Below are 24,429 nucleotides of genomic sequence, written 5' to 3'. Positions count from 1 at the left end.
GAAAATGTATATCGTTGGCAGAAGAAATTATTTAGACCAATTATCAAAAACTTCATTGATGACTTTATTCTCGATAAAAATCATCTGCTACCACAGAGAGTCTATAAATAACAGTGCGTAAGTCCTAATATATTAAACTCAATCCCCCTATACCTGCCCCAAACTTTATTAAATTAAGAAATAAATTGGTTAATTTTGTAAAATTTTCTATTAATAATAAATGCAATGGATTCATAATTTAAACTTTAGATTTATAAAAAAATAAGGGCTGATAAATCAGCCCTTATTCTAAACTACTTTTTGATCAATTAAGCCAATTGAGCAGCAGCAATTTTCTTGGTATCGATGTCTTTAGCAGCATCTGTATACTCGCTCATCTTGTCGAAGTTCAAGTATTGGTAGATGTCAGCAGACATACTGTCGATTTGAGCAGCGTACTGTTGGTATTCTTCTGGAGAAGGTAATTTACCCAATACAGCAGCAACAGAAGCAAGCTCAGCAGATGCCAGGTAAACGTTCGCACCTTGACCTAGACGGTTCGGGAAGTTACGAGTAGAAGTCGATACACAAGTAGTGTTTGGAGCTACACGTGCTTGGTTACCCATACATAATGAACAGCCTGGCATTTCTGTACGAGCGCCCGCTTTACCATAAGTATTGTAGAAACCTTCTTCCATCAATTGGTGTTCGTCCATACGAGTTGGAGGAGCCAACCATAGACGAGTAGATAAAGAACCACCAGGTACTTTGTCTAGAAGTTTACCAGCTGCACGGAAGTGACCGATGTTAGTCATACAAGAACCGATGAATACTTCATCAATTTTTACGCCTTGAACGTCAGAAAGAAGTTTCGCATCATCTGGGTCGTTCGGGCAGCAAAGAACTGGTTCTGTGATTGTAGAAAGGTCGATTTCATACACTTTAGTGTATTCAGCATCAGCATCAGCTTTAAGAAGTGATGGATTAGCTAACCATTTTTCCATGTTCTCAACACGGCGCGCCATAGTACGAGCATCGCCATAGCCTTGTGAAATCATCCACTTCAGCATAGTGATGTTAGAACGTAGGTATTCAGCAACTTTCTCTTCAGAAAGCGTGATCGCACAACCAGCAGCAGAACGTTCAGCAGAAGCATCAGAAAGTTCGAATGCTTGCTCAACAGTCAGGTCAGTTTCCATTTCTGTCAGGTCGATCTCAAGGATACGGCCAGAGAAAATGTTTTTCTTACCTTTCTTCTCTACAGTCAGGTCACCTTCTTGGATCGCTACGTAAGGAATTGCATGTACTAGATCACGTAGAGTGATACCAGGCTGCATTTTACCTTTGAACTTCACAAGAACAGACTCTGGCATATCAAGTGGCATAACACCAGTTGCTGCAGCGAATGCTACAAGACCAGAACCCGCTGGGAATGAAATACCGATTGGGAAACGAGTATGTGAGTCACCACCAGTACCAACAGTATCTGGAAGAAGCATACGGTTTAACCAAGAGTGGATAATACCGTCACCTGGACGTAAAGAAACACCACCACGGTTCATGATGAAGTCAGGAAGCGTGTGTTGCATTTGAACGTCAACTGGTTTTGGATACGCAGCTGTGTGACAGAAAGATTGCATTACCAGGTCAGCAGAGAAGCCTAGGCAAGCCAAGTCTTTCAATTCGTCACGAGTCATAGGACCAGTTGTATCTTGAGAACCAACTGTAGTCATACGTGGTTCACAGTAAGTACCTGGACGGATACCTTGACCTTCAGGAAGACCACAAGCGCGACCAACCATCTTCTGAGCAAGGGTGAAGCCTTTGCCAGTGTCAGCAGGTTGTACTGGAGTACGGAACAGAGTTGAAGGCTCAAGACCAAGCTCTTCACGTGCTTTAGTTGTCAAACCACGACCAATGATCAGGTTAATACGACCGCCCGCACGAACTTCGTCTAGAAGTACCGGAGTTTTCAGTTCAGCTTCAGCGATTTGAGCACCGTCTTTGAACGCAGTTACTTTAGCAGCAGCTTTGTCGATCTTCAGGGTGATTTCATCGCCCATGTTCATGTTTGCTACATCGATTTCAACTGGTAACGCACCAGCATCTTCCATCGTGTTGAAGAAAATCGGAGCAATTTTAGAACCTAAGCAGTAACCGCCTTCTTTCTTGTTCGGAATGTGCGGAATTTCGTCACCGAAGAACCAAAGCACAGAGTTAGTTGCAGATTTACGAGAAGAACCTGTACCAACAACGTCACCTACGTAAGCAACCTGGTTGCCTTTCGCGATCAGTTCTTTGATCTGGTTTAATGGACCAACTTCACCAGGAACTTCTGGGTTGATGCCATCACGTACGTTTTTCAACATTGCATTTGCGTGCAATGGAATGTCTGGACGGCTCCAAGCGTCTTGTGCTGGAGACAGGTCATCAGTATTCGTTTCGCCAGTTACTTTGAAAACTGTCAGTTTGATTTCTTCAGGAACGTCTTTACGGTTTGTGAACCATTCAGCGTCAGCCCAAGATTGAAGAACTGCTTTCGCATTTGCATTGCCTGCACGTGCTTTGTCGGCAACGTCATGGAACGCATCAAATACAAGAAGAGTTTTCTTCAACGCTTCTGCAGCAAGTTCACCTAGTGCAGCGTCGTCTAAAAGTTCTACTAAAGGAGCAACGTTATAACCACCAAGCATAGTGCCCAGTAAGTAAACCGCACGTTCTTTAGAAACTAGTGGAGAAGTCGCTTCGCCTTTTGCCAATGCAGCTAAGAACGCAGCTTTTACGTATGCAGCTTGGTCAACACCTGCAGGAACACGGTTTTCAAGCAAGTCAACTAGGTATGCTTCTTCACCCGCTGGTGGATTTTTTAATAATTCAACTAATGCAGCAGTTTGAGCATCGTCAAGTGGCTTCGGTGGGACTCCGAGTGCAGCACGTTCTTCAACGTGTTGGCGGTAAGCTTCTAGCACGGTTTATTCCTCTTTTTTAAAAAATTATCTGTGAATTCCTACTTTATAAAGCTTCACAAATAATATGGACTCTCAAATTTTACTAAAATTCCAGTTAAAAGTTAATGCAAGTAAAGTGTTTCTTTGTGATGCTCATTATTTTGTAAATAAATGATGTGCATAATGATTATTTGATAATCAAAAATCTGTTTTCTTGCATAAATTAAGCTCCAATTGAGCACTTTTAGCTGAATTTCACTTATAAAAAAGGCAACACGAATGTTGCCTGAGTTATAAGAAAAAAGATACTCCACCTTAGTGTACTGTGCTTGTGCTCAAATATTGGTTAAATGCATCACGACAGCCTTCAAATTTAAGTACACACTGGTCTTCGTAGGTGCCGTTATGATTATTACTGGCAAAGGAAATATGCACCAGATAGAGTTTTTTATTTTGATCAAGAATACGTTTTAAACTGACTTTATCACCAACGCTCAGCACGTAGTTTCCACCACCAATGATCGCCATGCCCTGTTCATCTTCGAGCAACAGATCTGCATGATGTAAATATCCCACAACGTTCATAATGTTGCTCCTTTCTAATTATTTTGGAGATATTTTCATTATTCGATATTTAGATAAGTATTGCTATATTTTAGATTTAGAATTTGTCACAAATTGTACAAAAGGCTTAGGCTATTTTTATAAGAAATCAGCAGTCAGATAAATAACTTCTTCATGCTTGCATAAAATAATTTGAATATGGCAAAGCTATAAAAAACCGTTCCTTAGAACGGTTTATAATCTGGCAATTCGTCATGCGGTGTCGCAATACATTTTTCAGTATATTCGGCACGGATTTTTTCACGCGATTCTTTCACATCTTTGGTGATTTCATCCAATGGCATTTTATAGACGTCATCAATAATGGTCATGACGAATGCTTTGGTGGTTTCATCTTCAACCTTGCTGGCATGTTCAACAGCTTTTTCTTTCTCAATGCCATTTTGACGGTCCAGCATGATACTGCGTGCAGCATTGCCCACACTACGACAATAACCTTGCCACTGCTCTTCAGGGGTGAGTGGTTTCTTTTCAGCACAGCCAGCCAAAGCCACCAAAACAGATAAAGCAAATAACTTTTTCATGAACTTCTCCTTACGCAGGGCAATATAAAAGATCACAGCGCATTTGTCATTTAATTTGCCAAGTCCGGCTGCAACAAAAAAGCCCTCTACAGGGCTTTGTTGTCAAAATGATTTAACCACAGCTGGACTGAACAATTTTCCCAGTTTTTGGATTTACGGTGACCGTAACACGGTCTTCACGGAAATCCATAGTTACTGCTTGTCCCGGTTGTATCATACGCACAATTTTAGCTTTGGTTTTGGCTTTGATTTGCGCTTCACTCAGACCAGACTGACCGATCAGACTATGTGCTGCTTCAGACAGACAGATGTCCTGATTGCTACGATACAATGCCCACTCCTCTACCACTTTACCATCTGGTAGATGGCAATAGGCCACCTGACCATCCACTTCATTATGGATATCAAGCTTCCCACCTTGATCCACACAATAAGCACTGGCAGGATTCGGCATGCCAATACGCGGTGTTTCTTCCGGCTGCTGTGCTGCACATCCTGTTAATACGGCGATCAACATGCCCAGATACATGATTCTTTTCATTAGCGATCTTCTTCTAAAGGACCATTCCGAGTTAATTTAACATAGTCATACCTAAGAAAGTTTATCTAAATGTATGTAAATCAATGCTGAAGCTACTGTCAGCAATAAATCATGATGCTTTTATATTGCCCTGCTGCAATTAAGCCACAAGAATACTTAGCAATCTGGTTTGAGTGGTATGCGGGTTTAAGCTAAAATTTGCTTGAATTTTAAACTTTTCTGCGGCTATGCAAGATCCCCAATTCTCGCTTAAGGAATATCTCTCTACCGTGCAAGAGGTGATTAAACTCACCTTCGATACACCGGTATGGGTCAAGGCAGAGATACGCAACCTGAATATCAAGGCAGGTCATTACTATCTGGAACTGGCAGAAAAAGATCCTGACAATGATCAGGTGATTGCCAGTTGCCGTGCCACCATCTGGAAATTTGCTGCACAGAAAATTGTGACTCCATTTGAACGGGAAACCGGGATTGAGTTAAGTCGTGATTTAAATGTTCTGATTAAGGTCAAAGCCAGTTTTGATCCGCAATATGGCTTTTCCCTGAATATCGTTGAAATAGATTCCAGTTATACCCTCGGTGATATCGCCCGACGTTATCAGGAAATCGTACAACGACTCACGGCAGAAGGTTTGATTGAACGCAACCGGCAATTACCGACACCATTCGACCTAAACCGGATTCTGGTGATTGCTCCTGAAAATGCTGCTGGTTTAGGTGACTTTAAAAAGGATGCAGATGCACTAGCGGATGCACAGGTATGCGAGTTTGTTTATCACTCGGCGACTTTTCAGGGAAATACTGCACCGCAAAGTATTCGCCAAAGCCTGGCACAAGGGCTGAAACAGTGGGCGGAAGATTACACAACGGCGCCTGATTTAATCGTGGTTATCCGCGGTGGTGGTGCGGTCAATGATCTGGCCTACCTGAATGATTATGAACTGGCTGCCCTATTGTGTAAGCGTAGTGTGCCAATCTGGGTTGGTATTGGTCATGAAAAAGACAGAACCATTCTAGATGAAATTGCACATCGCTCCTTTGATACCCCGAGTAAAGTCATCGCTGGGATTCGCAATCACATTGTGGAGCGTGTGCAGGATGTTATTACCAATCTGCAAATTATTCAGCGTAGTTCCCGGCAGCAGATTCAGGCCTATCAAAATCAGAATGATCAATTGATGACATTGATTCAAAGTATTGCCAATACCAAAGTCTCGGATGCTTTCAAAGAAGTTACCCAATTGAGATCCAATATCAGTAATTTGGCCCGCCAGCAAACCCGAATTGCACAACAACAGATTGAAGCCTTGTTACGCGAAACGCTGATCCAGAATCCGAAAACAGTACTTTCCAAGGGCTATGCCATCGTCCGGCAACAAGGTCATGCTGTGCGTTCTGTTCATGAACTTGAAAGTGAGGTTCAGGTCGAAATGCAGGATGGAACTTTTGTAGCCAATATCACACAGGTAAATCTACATGAATAATGACAATACTTTGAGTTTTAAAGAAGGTTATGAAATTCTGAAACGAAATGCGGAATTATTGGATGCCCAGCACGAACCGGATATTGATAATCTGATGAAGATTGTTGAGGAATCCATGGCAGCCTATAAAGCCTGTAAAACACGTGTCGATGCAGTACAGCAAGCATTAGATGATACTTTTAAGGAATAAACTTTAGGTTCTATCTCCTGTTATGTTTATTTTCTAGCGCAAGTAATAAGGTTTAAAATAGAACTTAGGCTATTTTCAGAATATGAAAAGCCTTCATGAAGAAGGCTTTTTTAGATAAGAACATTCTATTTTTGTTCTCTCAAGGGATTTTCAGGCTCTGCATTGGGTTTTTTCTCAGGCTTAACATTCTTGTAAGAAGCCTGATTGCCTTTATCATCGTTGGATTCTTTATGTGGCGTAACATCTTTATCTGATTGCTCTGATAGATTGGTCATATGTGTTCCTTTACTCAATATGCTTAACCCATAGATATGACAGATTGGAACCCAACATCAAGGCTAGAAATGTTATACATCTTTATCATTTTAAAAAGACAAGAGTTGCTTCAACTCTACAATTAAAAAAAAGCCCTCACTTGAAGGGCTTTTTTTCTTTTAGAAACGCCAGTTATAGAACAAGTCGATGGCTCGTTCGAGAGACTGACTCGCTTCCAGATATAGACGCTGATTCATCTGATAACGCAAGGTCAGTTTATTCACTGGGGTAAAGACGCCTACACCATAGCGAATATACAGATCTGGCGTAATATAACCAGTGACTGATACCTGGGTATCATCGCCTGTACCTTGTGCATCCAATGCCAGACCGCTCAAACCGAAAGTACGACCAATCTGATTAGTCAATGCCCGTGTACCACCTAGACCCAAACTGATCCCCGCAGCGGCAATCGTGTTATTAACATCAGACCTGAAACTTTCAGACTGGCTTAATGCTGAACTACCTTCATTGATCCGGCCAGTGATCAAGGCATTTAATGCTTCCTGTTCAGACAAGCCGGCATCGTTATACACCTGAATCGCAGGACTTGAGGCTGTACCGGTAACACGTACACCTACGACACTACCCTGAACAGATTTGTTGGCATCAACATCCAGGGTCGGATTAGACAATGGACCGTTAAAACGGGCAATGGCACGGTTCAGATCCAGACTTTGACCATACGCTTCGATTTTTACCCGCTGGGACACACCAATCGCACCATTGGCACGCATCGCTGTTTCCATACCACGTTGAGACAGGTTAACCCGTCCAATCAATGGAATACGGCTATCAAAGCCCTGGAAGATCACCTGATTACCCAGTGACACCGCAACATCAGCACGAATATCCCATGGACGTGCGGATTTTAGAATTGCCAGCTGATCCTGACCTTCCTGTACGACACGGACATCTGAAGAAATATTAACCACCGGTTTAGACGCTTCCGGCATGGAAATCAAAGCACGTGGAACTTCTATTGAACCATTCAGGCTGAGTTTCTTGTTAAATGGATAAAGGTCCAAAGCCAAATCTGGCGTGACCACTGCCGTAATCAGTGGTGCCTGGCGTATCAGCAGATTTTCACCTTTGAGACGTAACTGCACACGCGGATCGTTTTTCCAGTCCACCGAACCAGTCAAGCGCCCTACACCGCGACCACTATTAAATGCACCATTAATTGTCGCAGAGTCCTGACGTACAGATGAATACAGTTGCACATTGGTCAGATTTACTGGCAGGGAAATCATACTGATCGCCCCATCTTTTACACGAATCTCACCGTTTAATAATGGCTGGGTTAATGTACCGCCAATCTTACCCGCATAAGACAAGGTGCCTTCCAGTGTACGCACATCCTGAATAAATGGCTTGAATACTTTCAGTTGTACTTCGTTAAAAGCGACTTCACCACGCATCGGTTTACTGTCACGATATGGATCAATAATGACATTGGCATATCCCGTTCCAATATCCGGTGTCTTCACATCCAGACGAATTTGCAAGCCATCTGCAACACTTTTCGCGACCAATCCGACTTCATCATATTTCAGGGTCTGACCCAGATATTGCGGATCTTCAGCGGCTAGCCCCACCACACCATTTCGGGTGACAAGTCGGGCATCAATCTTCGGTTTCGCACCTTGCGCCCATGTTGCACGCGCGTAGCCATTGACCTTACCGGTAATTGCCAGCCCTTCAGGCATGAACGCACTGAAATCATTCAGATCTAGGTTCTGGGTCTGGAATGAAACGCTACCACGTGTCTTGTTGACACGTATTGGCCGGTCAAAGCACAACTGACTTTGCTGGCTCATCCAGCAATGCGCACCGACAAACAGATCAGACTGTGCTGTGTTATAGATCACAGAGGCATTCTGACGCTGTACCAGACGCGTACGCCGGGAATCAAAATCACCATTTTGGATCTGCCCCAGCCAATTGTTTTGTGCATTAAAACCACCGGCCAACTGTACATAAAACTTGGTCAGTTTGTTTTCTGCCTGAACTTTTAAGATATGCGCTGCACGTGTCCCAGCTAGAGATATTTCACCGCGGGTAATCTGACGATTACCACTACGCAGGTTATCCATGGTTGCGGTGAGCAGGGTTGGTGTGCTTTGTGAAGTCGGCAACTGGCCTTGTACCCGGATTTTCTGCACGCTAAACAGATTATTAAAGGCAAAATCATCGACTGCAAGGTTGGTTGAAGCACGCAAACGTGGCTGCGCCTGCATATTGATATAACCATATGCACGACCACGCAGTCCTGGATATAACTCATAGAGCGCTGGCGCATTCACCTTGAGTTGAAGATTCTGTGCATTACCGGTTGCCTGAATCTGGTTACTGGCATAAGACAGGAACAGATTATTGGCTTCAAACTGCTGTGGTACAAATCCGCTCTGTTTGTTATCAATAATCATCGACAGATTACCTGTACCACGTACCGGCTTGTTATTCAGTATTCCGGCAAGATTAAGACGTTCAATCTGAATACGTTTCAACGCATCTGACCATACGCCACGGGTTTTCACATTTCCCGATAGCTCACCTTTGACACTGGACGCAAAATATTGTGGCTTAAAGCGAACCAGTGAAGCATTGATATCCCAGCCAAAACCATTCGCCAGATTCACCAGACCACTGGCATTGATCTTGCCCGCAATACCATCATGCCTGAATTCATTGATTTTCAATAATTCAGGTGTACCGGATACCTTGAATTTGAGTAGACCTTTACTTGCAGCGAACTGGCTGGCATTTAAATTGCCATCATAATTGACTGCATAGCCCTTGAAGCCACCGCCCCGTTTTTCATCATGGAATAACAATGCTGCCGTACTGCTACCGGTCAGTCGCACTGTTTCATTTTGACCAGTAAGGCGTCCTGTCAGATCGATCGCTTTTAAGTTGATAATCTGCTGATTTGGCTTGGCATAACCACTCGCTGTAACGCGACCATTGAGGCGATCGACTGGTGATGCTGTTGCCAGTGCCTGCGTATTCAGATCTTTGGCATTTAGCACAGCACTCCATTTTAACTGGCGTTTTTTATCCGGCAGTTCTACTACGGCGTTACCGGTGAGGCCACCACTTTGCGCAGCATAGCTAAAGCTTGGCACTTTGAGAATGTTATTCTTCAGATTCAGTTTCGCCTGATACATACCTGTTGGCAGCATACCCTGCTCATGGGCAGCCACCTGCGTTGCCACAAAGATGTCCTGCTGACCTTCAGTTAGCGCCAGATTTACATCTCCGGATTCGCTCTTTAACCAGCCTACATAAGGCACTGCACGGTCGATATTCTTCCATGCCACATTCATCAGCATCGGCTGGGCTTTTTTATTTTTCGCTTCGTTCTGATCCAGCTTGATGTTCCAGGTTTCATAACGATCGAAATCAACCAGCGCTGTCAGGTGTAAACCTTTTTCCAATGTCCCTTTAGAAGCGATATTTCCATCCAGACTTGGTGGCAGAAAGTCCTGCACGACCTGTGGAATCACTTTATCTTTAGGATTAAGACGATTCACACGGCCAGACACATCCCAGGTCACCTGATCATGCCAGCCGACCATACCTGCCAGACTGACTGAACCTTTCATTAATTGTCCATTAAAGTCAGTAATATTCAGCTGATTGACCAGATCTGTATGCATCATGGCATTATACTGGCCTTCTGGAATATCCTTGCCGCTCAGGTCTGTGTTGAGATTAATATTCAGTTTTTTGATATCGCCATTAAATTCCGCCATACCATCTTTGGAGAATAGTTTCTGATCTTCTAATATTGGCCAGTGATACTGATCAAATTTAAGTTTACCAAACATCGGCACATGTGAATTCATCGGATGAATCACGGCCCAGCCAGTCAGCAAGTCTGGCGTATAGGTGGCAACACCGGCTTCAATAGTTTCTAAGGTGCCTCGGGCTGCTATACGAATATCACGAATATTCAGGCTATTATTTAATGATGGAATATTCAGTACGCCAGTCGCATTCAGTGGATATTTACCATGGAAGTCCATATCACCTGTGGCATCATAAACATACAGATAGCCCATATTCATGCGCGAATTTTCGAAGGTCAGCTTGGTTCCCGACCAGAGTCCCTCATTAATCACCACATCATAAAAATCAACTGAAGAGCTATGTGTTTTAATCAGCAGGTGATCCAGATCCAGATGATCGACCCGCAACACAAATGGCAAACGAATATCATTATAAGAAAACGGCTTATCACTTGGCGGATTCTTGCTAATGACCTGCAGATTGCGCATATCTGCATTATTTAAATGAATTTCCCGTTTAAGAATTGCCCGCCAGCCTAAAATGACATCGGCACGGTCAATTTTGACATCAACCGATTTGAGCGTCACCAGCACATTGCGCACAATAATGCCGCGCCACAGATTACCGCCTTCATATTCATAATGAATAATCTGCTGACGTTGCAGTACCTGATCCAGTAAAAACTTGCTGCCACGATCCGTCGAGAACATGATCGCCAGTGCCGCGAGTAAAAACAGAATAGAAAACAGCACCGACAGTAAGATGCTTCTTAAAATACGGCGCTTTTTAGGTAAAGGCGTATTTTCCGGCTCTGCTTCTTGTGGTTGCTGGTTCTCGACCATGTTCTTCCCAAATATCTAAAATTTTTAATCAGTTTGTTTTATAGCTGTGAGCCAATAAAGAAGTGCACGCGGATTGGATGGTTATCATCCGAAATGCCTGAGGCCACATCAATACGAATCGGACCAATCGGCGATGCCCAACGCACGCCAAGACCTACCCCATATTCAGTCGGATTACTAAAGTCCTTGTCATAAGCATTTCCGGCATCTGCAAATACTGCCGCACGCCAGCCTTCCCTGAATTGATAATTATATTCCAAGGAACCAATGGCCAGGGCCTGTCCACCTACTTTAAAGCCATCGATTTCTGGTGACAGACTCTTATAGTCAAAACCACGAATACTTTGATCACCGCCAGTGAAATATCTTAAGTTATACGGTACTTTGGTAAAATCTTCAGTAAAAATATAGCCTGCATCGGCACGACCGACAAACTGATGATCAGAATTTTCACCCAGTGAATAGATAAAGCGCCAGCCAGCATTGGCAATGGCCATATCAGCATCGGACAACAGCGCCTCACTCCCCAGTTCAATCTTATAGGTCTGTCTAAAGCCTTTGGTTGGGTTTACCCGACGGTCACTGGTAGTACGAGCAACTTCATAACCGAATAATAAAGACTCTTGGGTTTCTGCAGTACTGACCAGGAAAGCATCCGGAATATCATCAGCATTCACAGTACCGTCCTGAGTCAATTGATCCAGACGATAACGCACGCCATAAGTATGCTGCCAGCTTCCTCGTGGATTTTTAATATAACGATCGGCACCAATTACGGCAGATTCGATCAAGAGTCCATCGCCTTGTGCAACATCATCACGTTCTTCACGCTCATAACCACCGACAATACTGATGTAATCATTGAGCGGGTGTTTATACGGAATATTATAGCGGCCATCAATAGACTGACGGATTCCTGAAAGCTCGAGGTTGGCATCAAAAGAATGTCCACGTTTGTTAACGATGGCACGGCGGTACTGACCCCGTAGACGTGTCCCAGTATCGGTTCCATAACCTAGACCGACTTCAGCGCTGTTTTTCTTGTCAGCATTCAAAGTCACAATCACCGGAATCTCTTTCTCTTCACGTGCTTGGGCTTTTAAACGTTCCTGCTCATTGGCCTTGGTTTCCTGCGCAGTACGCATGGCGCGTACATCTGGGTTTTCTTCCTCACGGCTACCAGCAAACTGGCTTTCATCAACCACGTTCTGGGTAACTTCCCTGGAAGAAGCCTCGGCTTTTTTCTCCTGGGCCAAAACCCCTTCAGAGATTTTTTGCTGATCGACCAGCAATTGCAGATCAGGCGCCAGTTCAAGTTCCGCTTCGACTGGGTCCGGTTTCACCGCATCAACCAGGGTATAGTTAAAATATCGTGAGTTAGTCAGGTTATTGGCTAGTGTGTTTACCCGCCAGAAACGGTAATCGGCACCATCTTCCCAAGGCACCAGACTTTGCAAGATATCTGGATCTAGCGGGAATTCCTCATCCGGATCACTCATCCGGAAGGTCACCGGTCCAAGTTTGTAAGGATCGCCAGTTTCATAACGCAGATTTACTTCTGCTGTATTCTGTGGCTGTGCGACCTTGACATCATGCAGCCGCCAGTGCGCATCGAAGTAGCCGTTATTACTCGCTGCTTCGACAATTCGCTCCTTGGTTTTTTCATATTCACCATGATTAAACACATCACCCACTTCCTGATCTGGCAATACACTAATCACCTGGAACTGTGGTTGCTCAGCACCAGCACCGGTAAATTCCAGGTTCTGGCTTTGAATGATGACTGGCTCATTCGGAGTCACATGCACCCTAACACGTGATTCAGAAAGTTTTTCAAAACGGAATTCGGTATTATAGAAGCCAACTGCCTGAGCAGCCTGGTTAGACAGACTACGCAATTGTGGCAATGCGGATGGGAAATCGCTAAAGGATTCCTGAGTGAAACTCGATAGTTTATTTTCAATATTCTCTGCCAGGTTTTCATAGGCCTGTATACGTGCAGCCGAACTTAATCCATTGCTCGTTTGAGTACTGCTTTCACCATTATGTATAACCACGTCTGCATCAATCCGCGGCACACTAGCTGTCATGATCTGGCGTGGCGGACGAATTTTATAAAAGAGTCGTTTAAAAATATTCGGTTTCTTGTCATCTGCCGGCGTAAGTTGCTGCGGAGGAATTTCCGGCAAGGTACTGCCTGTTTCATTCGCCTGCACAATGATCTGGCTGTCAGATTGGATACTTTGCATCAGCTGATCAACATTGACTGGTGCCTGATTGATTTCTACCAGTTCCTGCTGGCTGATATCGGCAACTACGGTTTCTGTCTGCTGGGTCTGGCGATAGCTTTGTGCTTCCTGCTTGGCTTGCTCAGCCACGCGGTAAATTTCATCCGCCATTGCCTGATCGATCGGTTGAACCGGTAATTCTTCTAGGTCTTCAAACTCGATCGGCTTAAATACATCCAGCTGTGCGCCTTGCTGTTCCTGCTGTTGCAGCATTTCCAGGCTGTCTATTTCATTTTCTGGCTGCAAAGCCTGTTCAATTTTCTCGGCAGCTTCGTCTTCGGAATTAGCTACCCCCTGTTGCACCGCCTGCTTAGACAGTTCATCAATCATTTCTGCCTGTGAAACTGCCACGGGAGTTTCCGTTTCTGGAGTTTGTGCCATGCCATGTTGGGCCAACATCATCAAGAAAATACTCATGCACAGGCAACTGCCTGTAGGTGCAGATATGAGTGGACTCATGCTCTGACTCAGTATCGTTTCTTTAAATTTTATTTTTGCAGGCATAGCAAACTCTAAACAAATACATTCTTTAATTGATTATTTGACCGAAAAATATAAGCTAAGAAACTTGAATCTATAGGATTTTGCCATTTCCTTGGTCAAAGGTATCTTACATGATTTTTCAAGATGTTCACGCATCACTGACATTTCTTAATAAATCTTAATGTAGCACGTCCAATATGAACAATAACGAACATTTGTTAGGCTCTCGTCGCTTTTTACCCATGTTTTTGACGCAATTCTTCGGGGCGTTAAATGATAATGTATTTAAACAGGCATTATTACTGGTCATCACCTATGGATGGATTCAGCAAAGTGCGGGCATTAGCACCTTAAATAATCTTGCTGCATTACTCTTTATTTTGCCTTATTTTATTTTTTCTGCGACTGCCGGACAAATTGCCGATAAATATGAACGTTCCCAATTGATTCGTTATTTAAAGATCTTGGAAATCGTGGTGATGATTCTCGGTACTATCGGTTTCCTGATGGGTAATCTATGGATTCTACTGTTTGCGCTGTTCTTAATGGGGACGCAATCGACTTTCTTTGGTCCGATTAAATATGCAATTTTGCCAGAAGTGCTGAAGAAAGAGGAATTAATGTCTGGTAATGCACTCTTTCAGTCTGGAACTTCCCTAGCGATCCTATTTGGTATGATTCTGGGGGGTGCGGTGATTGCAGCCTCTGACGGTAATTTACTCTGGATCAGCTTAACCGTAGTGGTTATTGCCATCCTCGGTTATTTATCAAGCCGCTTTATTTTAAAGCAAAGCATTCCTGCACCTGATATTCAAATTGACTGGAACTTTTTCCGTACCAGTTTTCAAACCCTGAAATATGCCAAAAGCCTGCCTTTGATCTTTCTGATTCTGCTTGGTAACTCCTGGTACTGGTTTTATGGCGCGACCTATTTAACCCAGATTCCACAACTGACCCTGCAGAACCTGCATGCTTCTGAAAATGTTGCAAGTTTACTGCTAACTTTCTTCTCGATCGGGATTGGCTTGGGATCTTATCTGTGCCGTAGATTAGGTGGGACTGAAGTTAATATTCGTATGGTGCCAATTGGTGCAGTTGGACTGACGGTCTTTGCTATTTATCTGGCTGTCAGCATGGCCTTTATACCTGAGCGTACTGGCGAACTGCTGGGTCTGGCAGATGTATTCCATCAGGGCTGGAGCTATTACCATGTGATGTTTGCCGTGACCTTATTGGGTATCAGTGGTGGTTTTTATATTGTTCCACTGTATGCCATGATGCAGGCACATTCTCCCCGCTCACATCGTGCACGGGTGGTTGCAGCAAATAACATTTTGAATGCTGTTTTCATGGTATCTTCTGCTATATTTTCGATTATCATTTTAAGTGTCTTAAAGTTTGATCTTAAAATACTTTTCTGTATTACAGCGGTTTTAAGCGGCATATTTACCTTATGGTTATTACTGCGCCTTAAACCGATGATCAACTCTGCACAAGCATCATTGGAGGATTAATGCATGCGTCAATTTACAGGTGTCGATAAGCTCATTCATTCTTTTGATCAGGCATTACGTAGTCTTGTCCCAGGTACGACTTCTGCACAGCGCACTAATCCTGCTGAAAATACTGATAGCCAACTGGCGGTTTCTGATGCTCGTCATGTTGCTGGTCTGATGCGGGTAAATCACAGTGGTGAAGTCTGTGCACAGGCGCTTTATCATGGTCAGGCGATGACCGCCAAACTGCCAAATGTCCGTCGTGAAATGGAACAGGCAGCAATTGAGGAACAAGATCATCTGGCTTGGTGTGAAGATCGTTTAAAAGAATTAGAGAGTCATACCAGCTTGCTGAATCCGGTTTGGTACGGTCTTTCTTTTGGTATGGGTGCCATTGCCGGAATTGCTGGCGACAAATACAGCCTTGGCTTTGTTGCTGAAACAGAACGTCAGGTCAGTCTGCATTTGCAACACCATATCAGCCAGTTACCACCGCATGATGAGCGTTCACGCCGTATTCTGGAACAAATGAATGAAGATGAATTGCATCATCGTGATACAGCATTAGCAGCGGGTGGTGTAGATCTGCCTTTACCGGTCAAAATTGCCATGACCGGCATTTCTAAATTAATGACCAAGACCAGTTATTATATTTAACAACTAAGCTAGAAAAGCCCACACTGATGTGGGCTTTTTTTATGCATATTCAATCAAGTAAATACTACAAAGTTTTTAAGCTCCTATACTCAATACTTCTTACTCATCTCGGAAAGCAGATCGAGTTGTATTTCCTGTATCTGAGCCAGTCTTTCCCACTGATGCTGAAGAAGATGATCGAGTTTTTCATGTAAATGCTGGATTTCAAGTTCAGCTTTAAGATTAATTTGATAATCATTTTGGGAACGTAATCTGTCTTTTGCTTCTTGCCGATTTTGGCTCATCATAATGACCGGTGCCTGAATCGCTGCAATACAGGAAAGTATCAGATTTAAAAGAATAAAGGGATAAGGATCAACCGGTTTGGTTACGATAACCATCGTATTCATTCCGATCCAGAAAGTAATAAAAACAGTAAAACAGATCAGAAATGACCAGCTTCCACCAAAAGAAGCAATTTTATCAGCCAATCTTTCACCAAAAGTCCACTTTTGCTCCAGGGAGGCTTCTACATCTTTGGTAATCAGCTCATGATGGCGCATGCTCTTGATCACTTCATATTCAAGATTAGTGACTTCACCCTTTTCAGATTTTAACAATGCATGAACATACTGTACGCGATATTTGGTCAAATCTGTCTGGCAAATATAATGGTCAAGTGACCAGTCTGGAATATCTTTAGCAATCTCTTCGGTAATGACTTTTCTCACCGTTCCCATCGGGGTAAGATTTTTTAAGGAATAATATTTTCCACATACCAAGCATGGATAAGTTGCATTTTTTTCTTTCATGATTATTCTCTTTATCGTGACGCCAGCTCAACAATAAATTTGCTCTAAATTATTATTTGTATGGGTAATTTTTAGTAAACCAGTATAAAAGTTAAGCTCTGTTATTCGTTTATAGGTCATATAGATAAGCGAGTTTCTAGCCCACCTCTACATAGACCGTCACATTTTCTTAAAGAAGAGGGTTGATCATAGATGTTATAATTTTACTTTCTTCAAATATCCTGTTTTTTCCGGGAGTGCTAATAAAATAGATAAGGTTGCTGGTCATTCCCATCCTTTTATTGCTAATTTAAAAGCTTAAAATAAAAATATTCATTAAGGTCATGTTATGGGAACAGTTATAATTCTTGTCATATTAGCGGTTATTACCGTACTACTGATTATTTTTTATAACAAGAAAAAATAATCGGCGTGCTTTTCTTTAAATTTACCAATTTTAGTCAATTCTTGTTATTTAATATATAAAAGTGCGCTGATTAGCCAAGCTTAGATTTTAAGCGTGCTTGTCTAGGCCCCATGTCATACTAATTGAATTTGATCCGTTCCGGTTGAGTTTTCAGTTCATACATATAGCCAATATCACCATCGCACTTCTCTTCGGACAGTTGTTAACCCAGCATATATATATCTGACAATTTTCTAATTTATGAAACCATTTATCTTTTGCTTTTATAAGGGACTAATCTGATAGCAACTCGCTTTAGACTGACAAAACATGTGCTACACATCAGCACAACTGCTAAAGGTTTAACCCTAGAAAAAACTTCGTTTAATATACCAGCATATGCTTCCACTCCTCTTTTTAAACCCTATTTTGCACAAGGTTTAGCATCAGGATTTATAGCACTGCGTTAAGTTTAACCTGTGGGTACTGGAGTTGATGGTCATATTCAAATGCCGGATGTGACCAGATCTCATGCATTGGAATTTTGATATCTAAAGCCAACGGTAACTTTTTTGGATTAAACTGCATCTGACTTAAATCACTGCCCCAGGCAATCAGATCGATATCCAGGCTGATCTGATGTGAGGGACGCACTCGTCCTGAATCCGCTTCCATCTGTTTAAGCTGCTGAAGCATTTCTTCAACTGTCATTTCAACCTGTAATAGACATGCTGAATTCCAGTAATTCTCACCAATCCCGTCACGACACGGAATAATATAGATGGGAGAGAATTGAACTTCTCCCCAAGTAGAAATGCGTTGTTGTGCAGCTTGAAAATGTTGCTGAGGATGACAATTACTCGCCAGTGCTAAGGCGAATATCGTTTCGGTGGCGTTCAAGACGTATCCCTACAGAATTGGCTTGCGCGATAATGGCAGGCTTACGAATAGTAATTTTAATCGATTCAATTGCTGTAAAGGTAGTAAAAAGTGCGTTTAGCACTAACTTTGCTGCATGTTCAATCAATTCTGGCTGTGCCTGCTGAATTACCTGTGTAGAAATTTCACAGATCTCGGCATAATTTAGTGTATCTGCCAAGGCATCAGAATTGGATGCCTGTTCCAAATCTGTCTGAATAACCAAGTCCAGCATTAAAGGCTGAATAATCTGACGTTCCCAGTCAAAACAGCCAATTACTGTTTCAACTTTCAAACCTTCAATGATAATTGCGTCCATATTTCTGCTCAGGAGTTTTAAAATCACTTCAATAATCTCCCTAAGTCTCTCTTTATGAAAAAGGGACTTCTACATCTCGAAGTATTTTTATGAGCGTGTAGCTCCTCCCTTTTTCAAAGGGAGGTTGGGAGGAATCCATCTTTTAGAATTAATGCTTCAACAATAAATTCGGGTCAATTGTCTGAATCATCTGTAAGCGCTGATCCGCATAGATATCGGTATATGGCGCAAGGATACGCATGAAACGGTCGAAATACAGCATTTGCTTGAACAGCAAGGCGAAGTCACGCGGGAAGCGAATACCATGACGCTCACCAACGGCGACCATATCCATCATGACGTCATTAAGGTCACTTGGATTGGAACTCAGCAATTCTTGTGGATCCGCCATAATTACCCCACTAAATAAACGCTCGAGATCTGCGGCTAATACTTTCGTGTCAATGGCAACAGCAGTCATGCCCATTTTCAGCATGTTTTCTGCCATCAGATCATAATTGGTATTTTGCAGTGCATCCATAAAGGCCATACATGCTGTCCAGACTTCCGGATTCAGCTGACCGACAATACCAAAATCGATAAAACCAACACGGCCATCTTCGAGTAGCATCAGATTACCGGCATGCAAGTCTGCATGGAAACTTTCACACATCATCAGGCTGCCAAACCAAGTATTCATTGCAGTAATCAGCACCTGAGAAGGATCTTTAGCCACTTTCTTTACTACATCAAAATCGGTCAATGACACGCCATACAAACGCTGCATAGTTAGTACACGACGCGTGGAATACTGATGATAGACTTTTGGTGCTGTCGCTGCACGATTATTGGTGACATTCAGATAATTAACGAAGTCATCCAGATTTTTAGCTTCTTCAATAAAATCAACTTCACGCACCATACGTGTTTTGATTTCTTCAACAATATCTGCCAAAGATGCAAATTTCACTTTCGGCACGGCTTTCTCAAGCAGCTTGGTTGCCCAGTGCAGTACGTTCAGATCTGTATAAAGAATGGTTTCTACACCTGGCTTTTGTACCTTAATCACCACATCTTCGCCAGAAACCAGTTTGGCAGCATGTACTTGTGCAATAGATGCTGAAGCCAATGGCGTTTCCTCGATCGAGGCAAAGATTTCATCCAGATTACGGCCTTCAAACTCAGATGCCAGCACCTGCTGTACATAGCTAAATGGCAGGCTTGGAGTTTGATCTAGACAACCCTGAAATTCCTCGACAAATTCACGAGGAAATAAAGAGGGTGTAGAGGCAATAAACTGCCCTAATTTAATATATGTTGAACCTAAGGATTCAAAGGTTTCACGCATCAGTTTAGCATTACTTGGTTTTTCAGTCGCATACTTGATGCCTGCACGTGCAGCAATGACGGCGGTTTCACCGACACGTGCCACAGAACGCAAACCATCCAGGAAGATATTATTTTTCATAATGTCAGCATAATTTCAAATTTTCTCGAGTGTAACAAATATTCTGGCTGATCTGTTCTATCTTGCCTGACAAATTGGACAATTCGTATCTTTCTCAAATCTGAGAATACGTTGCTGCATGCTCTGACCATCCCATAACAGCAGCTTTTGTCGCAATGGCATTTTTCCAAGTCCCAGATAAAGCAAAGCATGATGTGCTTGCAGACTTGCCATGACATTCGGTGTTGTCGCCAGCACACCAGAATCCGCACAGCGCATGGCTGTATCAGTTTGATCTTCTTGCGGGAAAAGGCAGTTATAGCAGGCAGAATCACCTTCCACCATAAACAGTTGGCCTTGTAGACCAATCGCAGATGCGCTGATCAATGCTACATCAAACTGTCGACAGATTTGATTCACCAGATAACGGGTTTCAAATTGATCACATCCATCCAAAACCAAATCCTGATGCTGAATCAGGTCTTGTGCATTATCGATAGATATTGCCTGATTATAATATTCAATTTGCACATGCGGATTAATCTGTTGTAAACGTTTCGCTAGCGTTTCTGCTTTATAAAAGCCGATATCTTGTGGGGTAAATGCGAGTTGACGCTGCAGATTACTGATCTCAATCGTGTCTGGATCAATCAGGGTAATTTTTCCCACACCTGCACGGGCAAGTAACTCCGCGAGTGCACAGCCAATTCCCCCACAGCCAATAATACAAATATCGGAAAATTTCAGTTTTTCCTGAGCTTCAATATCCCAACCGTCTAACAGGATTTGACGTGCATACAAATGCATTTCCGCATCGGTGAGTTCGAATTCAGTGTTTAAAGCGTCTACCACTATACCGTCCGTGTTCTTTAAAAGATGAATCTATAATTTCAATTCATCTTGTTGATTTAAAATAATGAATAACATTTAATAAAGTATTCAACAAAAATAACTTAGATAAAATGAAATTTAATTTTTCATTAGATGCTGCCTTGATCATTACTGCTTTAACTGCACTACTTTATCTTGTAGCTCAGGTATTTCTTGCAGGTTATATCAGTATATTTGGCGCCGACATTACTGTACTAAATCTTACCGTTCAAGATAAATTGTATTATGGCTTTTTAAAAAGCCTTGTTCATACACTGTACTTTACTTTGGCTTTATTTGTACTTTTTATTGCTGTACCTTCCATCTTTAATAATTTTGGAGGCAATATATGGCTCCATAAAAAATTACAAAATTTAAGGATCGCTATTCATAAGGATACAAAGCATAGACCGGTGATCCATAACAGCTCTTTTGAATTAGAAAATGAAAGACAATTTAATCGTAAGCTTTTTGCTTCTTACTTTATTCTGGTCTTATTGTTCGGCTCAGTAAAATATTTATCTTATATCGAAACTGAAGCAAAGCAACGTGCTCAAAATGATTTAATGAATTACTCAGAAAAATTAAGAAAAGTTCAGCTTAAATCTCAAGAAAATCAGGAAGCCTATAAAATTCTCTGTAGTCAAAATCTTTGTGCCGTTCTTATGGTTAATGGAAAACAAAAATCCCTGCACTATATTGACCCTAAAGATATCGCATTCTTCCTAAATTAGGTTTTATATAGGATCGATAGAATTCTTAATCCGGATCTCCTTTTCTGTTTATTTGCTTCAAAAATTCGGTTGATGCTCTCTTAAAGAATAAATACTTAAACTAGCTAAAAGTCTCTTTTTGAAAAATATAAAATCAGGTATTTATTTTGAAACAGTCAAAAATGTCCATTATTTGTAATTACAATGCAATCTCAAAATTAACTCATTAATTTAAATTACAATGAGGTTGCAGAATTTATCATTATTTTTAGGCCTTGCTTGCTCCGATTCTCTTGTTAGCTTCTATCTAAAAAATTTATCGGATAATTTTTACTGTGCTGTAACTAAAACCTGTTTAATGGTAATTCGTGTAGTGCTCTTCTCAATTTAAGTATGTAAATGTACGAGTTCAGTGAGAGTTACAGCATCCTGCTATAAATATGATTAAGCTGCTTAACGTTATCCAAATTTAACCTTTAACAAGAATATGGAGCAGCATATGACAGAACAATATTCAGAACACAATAACCGTGAAAAATTATGGGAACTCATTAAAGATGTGCGTTTCACTATGATCAGCCATCAGGCTGAAACTCAAGAAATTCACTCCCAGCCAATGACCATGCTTAATTCAGAAAAAATGCATGAAAGTCAGAATCTGTATTTCATCATGAAAGACACTAATGATATTGTCCAAGCAATTAATGCAGGTCGTCAGCATCTTGGTTTATCCTTTGCCAAACCATCAGATGATATCTATGTCTCTATCAGTGCTCATGGTGAAATCAGTACCGACCGTATCTTGATTGAAGAATTATGGAACCCTTGGGCAGAAAACTGGTTTGAAGGCAAGGATGATCCGAGTGTACGTGTGCTTATTGCCAAAGCAGTCAGCGCAGAGTACTGGAATGTGAAGGACAATAAAGTTACTCATCTACTAAAAGTCTTAAAAGGCAATATTACTGGCAAGCCTGAAGAGCCAGATACTGATCATGCAAAAGTACAATTATAAAAATTAAAGCGAATTTATTTATCATTTAGCCTCTTATCTAAGAGGCTAAATTTTTGCATGTTGAAAGTATATTTTTAGTTTAGTAGAAGCTCATTTCGAAAAAAGTTGAATTCTTTTTAATCCATTACACTTATTTTAGGATCAGCATTAAACGGTAACTTAAGGAATTAATATAGCTTAGGCTATTTTGCTGCCATCCGGATTGCGCCATCTAAACGAATGACTTCACCATTCAGATAGGTGTTTTCAAGAATATGCCCGACTAATTTTGCATACTCAGATGGCTTAGCTAAACGTGGAGGAAATGGTACCATCTGCCCAAGAGAATCCTGTACATTCTGCGGCAAACCTTTTAGCATCGGCGTTTCCATAATTCCCGGAGCAATCGTCATGACACGAATCGCATTTTTAGCGAGTTCACGTGCCAGTGGTAAAGTCATGGCAACTACTGCCCCTTTAGATGCGGAATAAGCAGCCTGTCCAATCTGTCCATCGAATGCAGCTACAGAGGCGGTATTGATGATCACACCACGTTCCTCTGCGCCCTGTTTTAATTCATATTTCGAAATTAGCTCAGCAGCATAGCGCAGCATATTAAAGGTCCCCGTGACATTGATATTTAGCACACGCTGGAACATTGCCAAGTCATGCAATCCATCACGACCAAGTACTTTAGCAGACGGCGCAATACCTGCACAGTTTACCAATCCATTGAGTTGCCCATGCGTCTGTTCTAATGCCTTAAAAAATTCACTGACAGCTGTTTCATCAGTCACATCTAATTGCTGGAATTGCGCCTGTTCCCCAAGTTCTTGTGCCAGACTCTGCCCAAGTTCAAGATTCATATCGACCAGTACGACTTGAGCGCCCTGCTCCACCAGATAGCGTGATGTTTCGGCACCGAGTCCTGAAGCTCCACCCGTCACTACAAAGACTTTATTTTGAATATCCATAGCTCATCCATGTCATTTTGAATTTTTAGTAGACTAATCTTTGCCCAAATAGGAAGCAAATCAAACTATGACCGCAGCAGTTTAATTATCAATTAAAAATATTTTATTAGACTTAAAAACGATTAATATCAGCTTTTTATATTTAAGTTTTTAATTTTACAGAACATCTGGTTTTCAAGCTTTATCACCAAATAAAATGAGACTCTACGGTCATCCCAATTTCTTTGTATTTATCGTTAATTTAGATTATTTTTCACACAATTTGATGCCTCTATTTAGTTGCTCATTCCTCTCCCTACTTAAGGTACTCTTATGTTAAACATGACTGATGTTCTTGGCCAAAACCTGGTTCAAAACTTCTCTAATGCTTTATTTCATTCTGCGGACCTTCTTTCTGAACAGCTCAATCAAGGGATTTTGAACGCATCTGATTCAGCTTTGAAAGATGCAGTGGTGACTTTCCTCAATCGTATCGATGTTCTTGACGCGGCGGCGGCATTAGAAATCTCTGCTGAACGTATTGAAAGCCTGAAGCAAGGGATTGCATTGAAAGATGAACAGTTCATTGCAGATACATTAAAAGTGGTAACCCTATGTCTGGCAATCGAAACCAATACACTAGATCAGGTCGAAGTTTCTGACTGTCTACAAGATTATCCAATGTAAAAATATAAATAAAAAAGCGACCTTGAGGGTCGCTTTTTTATAGAGGTTTATCCTGCACAGAATCAATGCAATGAGATTTAAAAATATTTGCTTATCAAATCCAGCCATAATCTTGTAGAAATTTCAGCTAAGTCTAAAAAAATCACCTTCATTGCAATTAAATTAATTATAAACAATAACTTATTAAAATTTAAACTTTTATATTTT

The 24,429-nt window shown here is 41.8% G+C and carries 20 protein-coding genes and 1 pseudogene; 8 read left to right on the top strand and 13 right to left on the bottom strand.

The window, feature by feature from the left end; translation table 11 throughout:
• Nucleotides 1-111: pseudogene (locus tag C3420_RS13475) on the top strand (IS701 family transposase); the annotation flags it as partial.
• Nucleotides 112-308: 197 nt separating this feature from the next.
• Here C3420_RS13475 and C3420_RS13470 read toward each other — a convergent pair.
• The 4 genes from C3420_RS13470 to C3420_RS13455 all read right to left on the bottom strand — a co-directional run bounded on the left by C3420_RS13470 (nt 309) and on the right by C3420_RS13455 (nt 4,616).
• The gene (locus tag C3420_RS13470) at nt 309-2,948 is read right to left on the bottom strand and encodes a bifunctional aconitate hydratase 2/2-methylisocitrate dehydratase (protein ID WP_048881252.1); all 2,640 of its coding nucleotides are present in this window, start codon (nt 2,946-2,948) and stop codon (nt 309-311) included.
• 294 nt (nt 2,949-3,242) lie between these two features.
• Entirely contained in the window at nt 3,243-3,512 is a 270-nt protein-coding gene (locus C3420_RS13465) for a hypothetical protein (RefSeq protein ID WP_005222398.1), read from the bottom strand.
• Between the two features lie 203 nt (nt 3,513-3,715).
• Complete coding sequence (locus C3420_RS13460) at nt 3,716-4,075, bottom strand: hypothetical protein (RefSeq protein ID WP_004892990.1); 360 nt, start codon at nt 4,073-4,075, stop codon at nt 3,716-3,718.
• Nucleotides 4,076-4,187: 112 nt separating this feature from the next.
• Nucleotides 4,188-4,616, bottom strand: a complete 429-nt coding sequence (locus C3420_RS13455; protein WP_103799689.1) for an I78 family peptidase inhibitor — start codon at nt 4,614-4,616, stop codon at nt 4,188-4,190.
• 227 nt (nt 4,617-4,843) lie between these two features.
• On the opposite strand from C3420_RS13455, the gene xseA reads away from it, so the two are divergent.
• The gene (xseA, locus tag C3420_RS13450; RefSeq protein WP_103799690.1) at nt 4,844-6,103 is read left to right on the top strand and encodes an exodeoxyribonuclease VII large subunit; all 1,260 of its coding nucleotides are present in this window, start codon (nt 4,844-4,846) and stop codon (nt 6,101-6,103) included.
• A complete protein-coding gene (gene xseB / locus C3420_RS13445; protein ID WP_004815754.1) occupies nt 6,096-6,293 on the top strand; it encodes an exodeoxyribonuclease VII small subunit in 198 nt (65 codons plus the stop codon). Before xseA ends, xseB begins: the two co-directional genes overlap by 8 nt.
• 125 nt (nt 6,294-6,418) lie before the next feature.
• Here the strand turns inward: xseB and C3420_RS17410 are convergent, their stop codons facing one another.
• From C3420_RS17410 to C3420_RS13435, 3 genes are all read right to left on the bottom strand, one after another.
• The gene (locus tag C3420_RS17410) at nt 6,419-6,568 is read right to left on the bottom strand and encodes a hypothetical protein (RefSeq protein ID WP_004892982.1); all 150 of its coding nucleotides are present in this window, start codon (nt 6,566-6,568) and stop codon (nt 6,419-6,421) included.
• Between the two features lie 159 nt (nt 6,569-6,727).
• Entirely contained in the window at nt 6,728-11,245 is a 4,518-nt protein-coding gene (locus C3420_RS13440; RefSeq protein ID WP_103799691.1) for a translocation/assembly module TamB domain-containing protein, read from the bottom strand.
• Nucleotides 11,246-11,283: 38 nt separating this feature from the next.
• Nucleotides 11,284-14,037: an autotransporter assembly complex protein TamA gene (locus C3420_RS13435; RefSeq protein ID WP_103799692.1), complete on the bottom strand. Its 2,754-nt coding sequence runs from the start codon at nt 14,035-14,037 to the stop codon at nt 11,284-11,286.
• Nucleotides 14,038-14,213: 176 nt separating this feature from the next.
• Between C3420_RS13435 and C3420_RS13430 the strand changes: the two genes are divergently transcribed.
• Both C3420_RS13430 and coq7 read left to right on the top strand, forming a co-directional pair.
• Nucleotides 14,214-15,530 carry an MFS transporter gene (locus tag C3420_RS13430; protein ID WP_103799693.1) on the top strand — a complete coding sequence of 439 codons (1,317 nt, stop codon included), beginning with the start codon at nt 14,214-14,216 and terminating at the stop codon, nt 15,528-15,530.
• A gap of 3 nt (nt 15,531-15,533) precedes the next feature.
• Nucleotides 15,534-16,169 (top strand): 2-polyprenyl-3-methyl-6-methoxy-1,4-benzoquinone monooxygenase, encoded by a 636-nt coding sequence (coq7, locus tag C3420_RS13425; protein WP_004815744.1) that lies wholly within the window; start codon nt 15,534-15,536, stop codon nt 16,167-16,169.
• 89 nt (nt 16,170-16,258) lie between these two features.
• On the opposite strand, the gene C3420_RS13420 is transcribed toward coq7, so the two are convergent.
• From C3420_RS13420 to C3420_RS13400, 5 genes are all read right to left on the bottom strand, one after another.
• Nucleotides 16,259-16,960: a DUF1003 domain-containing protein gene (locus C3420_RS13420; RefSeq protein WP_103799694.1), complete on the bottom strand. Its 702-nt coding sequence runs from the start codon at nt 16,958-16,960 to the stop codon at nt 16,259-16,261.
• Nucleotides 16,961-17,798: 838 nt separating this feature from the next.
• Nucleotides 17,799-18,245, bottom strand: coding sequence for a 2-amino-4-hydroxy-6-hydroxymethyldihydropteridine diphosphokinase (locus tag C3420_RS13415; protein ID WP_103799695.1), 447 nt, complete (start codon nt 18,243-18,245; stop codon nt 17,799-17,801).
• A complete protein-coding gene (gene folB, locus C3420_RS13410; RefSeq protein WP_004815738.1) occupies nt 18,202-18,582 on the bottom strand; it encodes a dihydroneopterin aldolase in 381 nt (126 codons plus the stop codon). Before folB ends, C3420_RS13415 begins: the two co-directional genes overlap by 44 nt.
• A 148-nt stretch (nt 18,583-18,730) precedes the next feature.
• Entirely contained in the window at nt 18,731-20,029 is a 1,299-nt protein-coding gene (locus C3420_RS13405) for an ABC1 kinase family protein (RefSeq protein ID WP_004815736.1), read from the bottom strand.
• 57 nt (nt 20,030-20,086) lie between these two features.
• Nucleotides 20,087-20,815 (bottom strand): HesA/MoeB/ThiF family protein, encoded by a 729-nt coding sequence (locus tag C3420_RS13400; RefSeq protein ID WP_171294477.1) that lies wholly within the window; start codon nt 20,813-20,815, stop codon nt 20,087-20,089.
• Nucleotides 20,816-20,970: 155 nt separating this feature from the next.
• On the opposite strand from C3420_RS13400, the gene C3420_RS17655 reads away from it, so the two are divergent.
• Entirely contained in the window at nt 20,971-21,612 is a 642-nt protein-coding gene (locus C3420_RS17655) for a hypothetical protein (protein WP_228152972.1), read from the top strand.
• A 478-nt stretch (nt 21,613-22,090) separates the two neighbouring features.
• A complete protein-coding gene (locus C3420_RS13385) occupies nt 22,091-22,603 on the top strand; it encodes a pyridoxamine 5'-phosphate oxidase family protein (RefSeq protein ID WP_071320043.1) in 513 nt (170 codons plus the stop codon).
• Between the two features lie 182 nt (nt 22,604-22,785).
• Here C3420_RS13385 and C3420_RS13380 read toward each other — a convergent pair whose 3' ends face one another.
• On the bottom strand, nt 22,786-23,556 hold the full coding sequence (locus C3420_RS13380) for a 3-hydroxyacyl-CoA dehydrogenase (protein WP_103799697.1): 771 nt from the start codon (nt 23,554-23,556) through the stop codon (nt 22,786-22,788).
• A gap of 312 nt (nt 23,557-23,868) precedes the next feature.
• On the opposite strand from C3420_RS13380, the gene C3420_RS13375 reads away from it, so the two are divergent.
• Entirely contained in the window at nt 23,869-24,222 is a 354-nt protein-coding gene (locus C3420_RS13375; protein WP_103799698.1) for a hypothetical protein, read from the top strand.
• The last annotated feature ends 207 nt before the right edge of the window (nt 24,223-24,429 follow it).

It is taken from the genome of Acinetobacter sp. ACNIH3 (assembly GCF_002918965.1).
In the GTDB taxonomy this organism is placed as follows: Bacteria; Pseudomonadota; Gammaproteobacteria; order Pseudomonadales; family Moraxellaceae; genus Acinetobacter; species Acinetobacter schindleri.
The sequence above is the reverse complement of the archived record's forward strand: the minus strand, read 5'-3'. Positions and strand labels throughout refer to the sequence as shown.

Coding starts and splice junctions, on each gene's coding strand:
- C3420_RS17410 (WP_004892982.1), bottom strand. CDS start 6,568: ATGACCAATCTATCAGAGCAATCAGATAAAGATGTTACGCCACATAAA.
- folB (WP_004815738.1), bottom strand. CDS start 18,582: ATGGACGCAATTATCATTGAAGGTTTGAAAGTTGAAACAGTAATTGGC.
- C3420_RS13420 (WP_103799694.1), bottom strand. CDS start 16,960: ATGAAAGAAAAAAATGCAACTTATCCATGCTTGGTATGTGGAAAATAT.
- C3420_RS13460 (WP_004892990.1), bottom strand. CDS start 4,075: ATGAAAAAGTTATTTGCTTTATCTGTTTTGGTGGCTTTGGCTGGCTGT.
- C3420_RS13465 (WP_005222398.1), bottom strand. CDS start 3,512: ATGAACGTTGTGGGATATTTACATCATGCAGATCTGTTGCTCGAAGAT.
- C3420_RS13430 (WP_103799693.1), top strand. CDS start 14,214: ATGAACAATAACGAACATTTGTTAGGCTCTCGTCGCTTTTTACCCATG.
- C3420_RS13440 (WP_103799691.1), bottom strand. CDS start 11,245: ATGGTCGAGAACCAGCAACCACAAGAAGCAGAGCCGGAAAATACGCCT.
- coq7 (WP_004815744.1), top strand. CDS start 15,534: ATGCGTCAATTTACAGGTGTCGATAAGCTCATTCATTCTTTTGATCAG.
- C3420_RS13385 (WP_071320043.1), top strand. CDS start 22,091: ATGACAGAACAATATTCAGAACACAATAACCGTGAAAAATTATGGGAA.
- xseA (WP_103799690.1), top strand. CDS start 4,844: ATGCAAGATCCCCAATTCTCGCTTAAGGAATATCTCTCTACCGTGCAA.
- C3420_RS13455 (WP_103799689.1), bottom strand. CDS start 4,616: ATGAAAAGAATCATGTATCTGGGCATGTTGATCGCCGTATTAACAGGA.
- C3420_RS17655 (WP_228152972.1), top strand. CDS start 20,971: ATGAAATTTAATTTTTCATTAGATGCTGCCTTGATCATTACTGCTTTA.
- C3420_RS13435 (WP_103799692.1), bottom strand. CDS start 14,037: ATGCCTGCAAAAATAAAATTTAAAGAAACGATACTGAGTCAGAGCATG.
- C3420_RS13375 (WP_103799698.1), top strand. CDS start 23,869: ATGTTAAACATGACTGATGTTCTTGGCCAAAACCTGGTTCAAAACTTC.
- C3420_RS13400 (WP_171294477.1), bottom strand. CDS start 20,815: ATGCATTTGTATGCACGTCAAATCCTGTTAGACGGTTGGGATATTGAA.
- xseB (WP_004815754.1), top strand. CDS start 6,096: ATGAATAATGACAATACTTTGAGTTTTAAAGAAGGTTATGAAATTCTG.
- C3420_RS13380 (WP_103799697.1), bottom strand. CDS start 23,556: ATGGATATTCAAAATAAAGTCTTTGTAGTGACGGGTGGAGCTTCAGGA.
- C3420_RS13405 (WP_004815736.1), bottom strand. CDS start 20,029: ATGAAAAATAATATCTTCCTGGATGGTTTGCGTTCTGTGGCACGTGTC.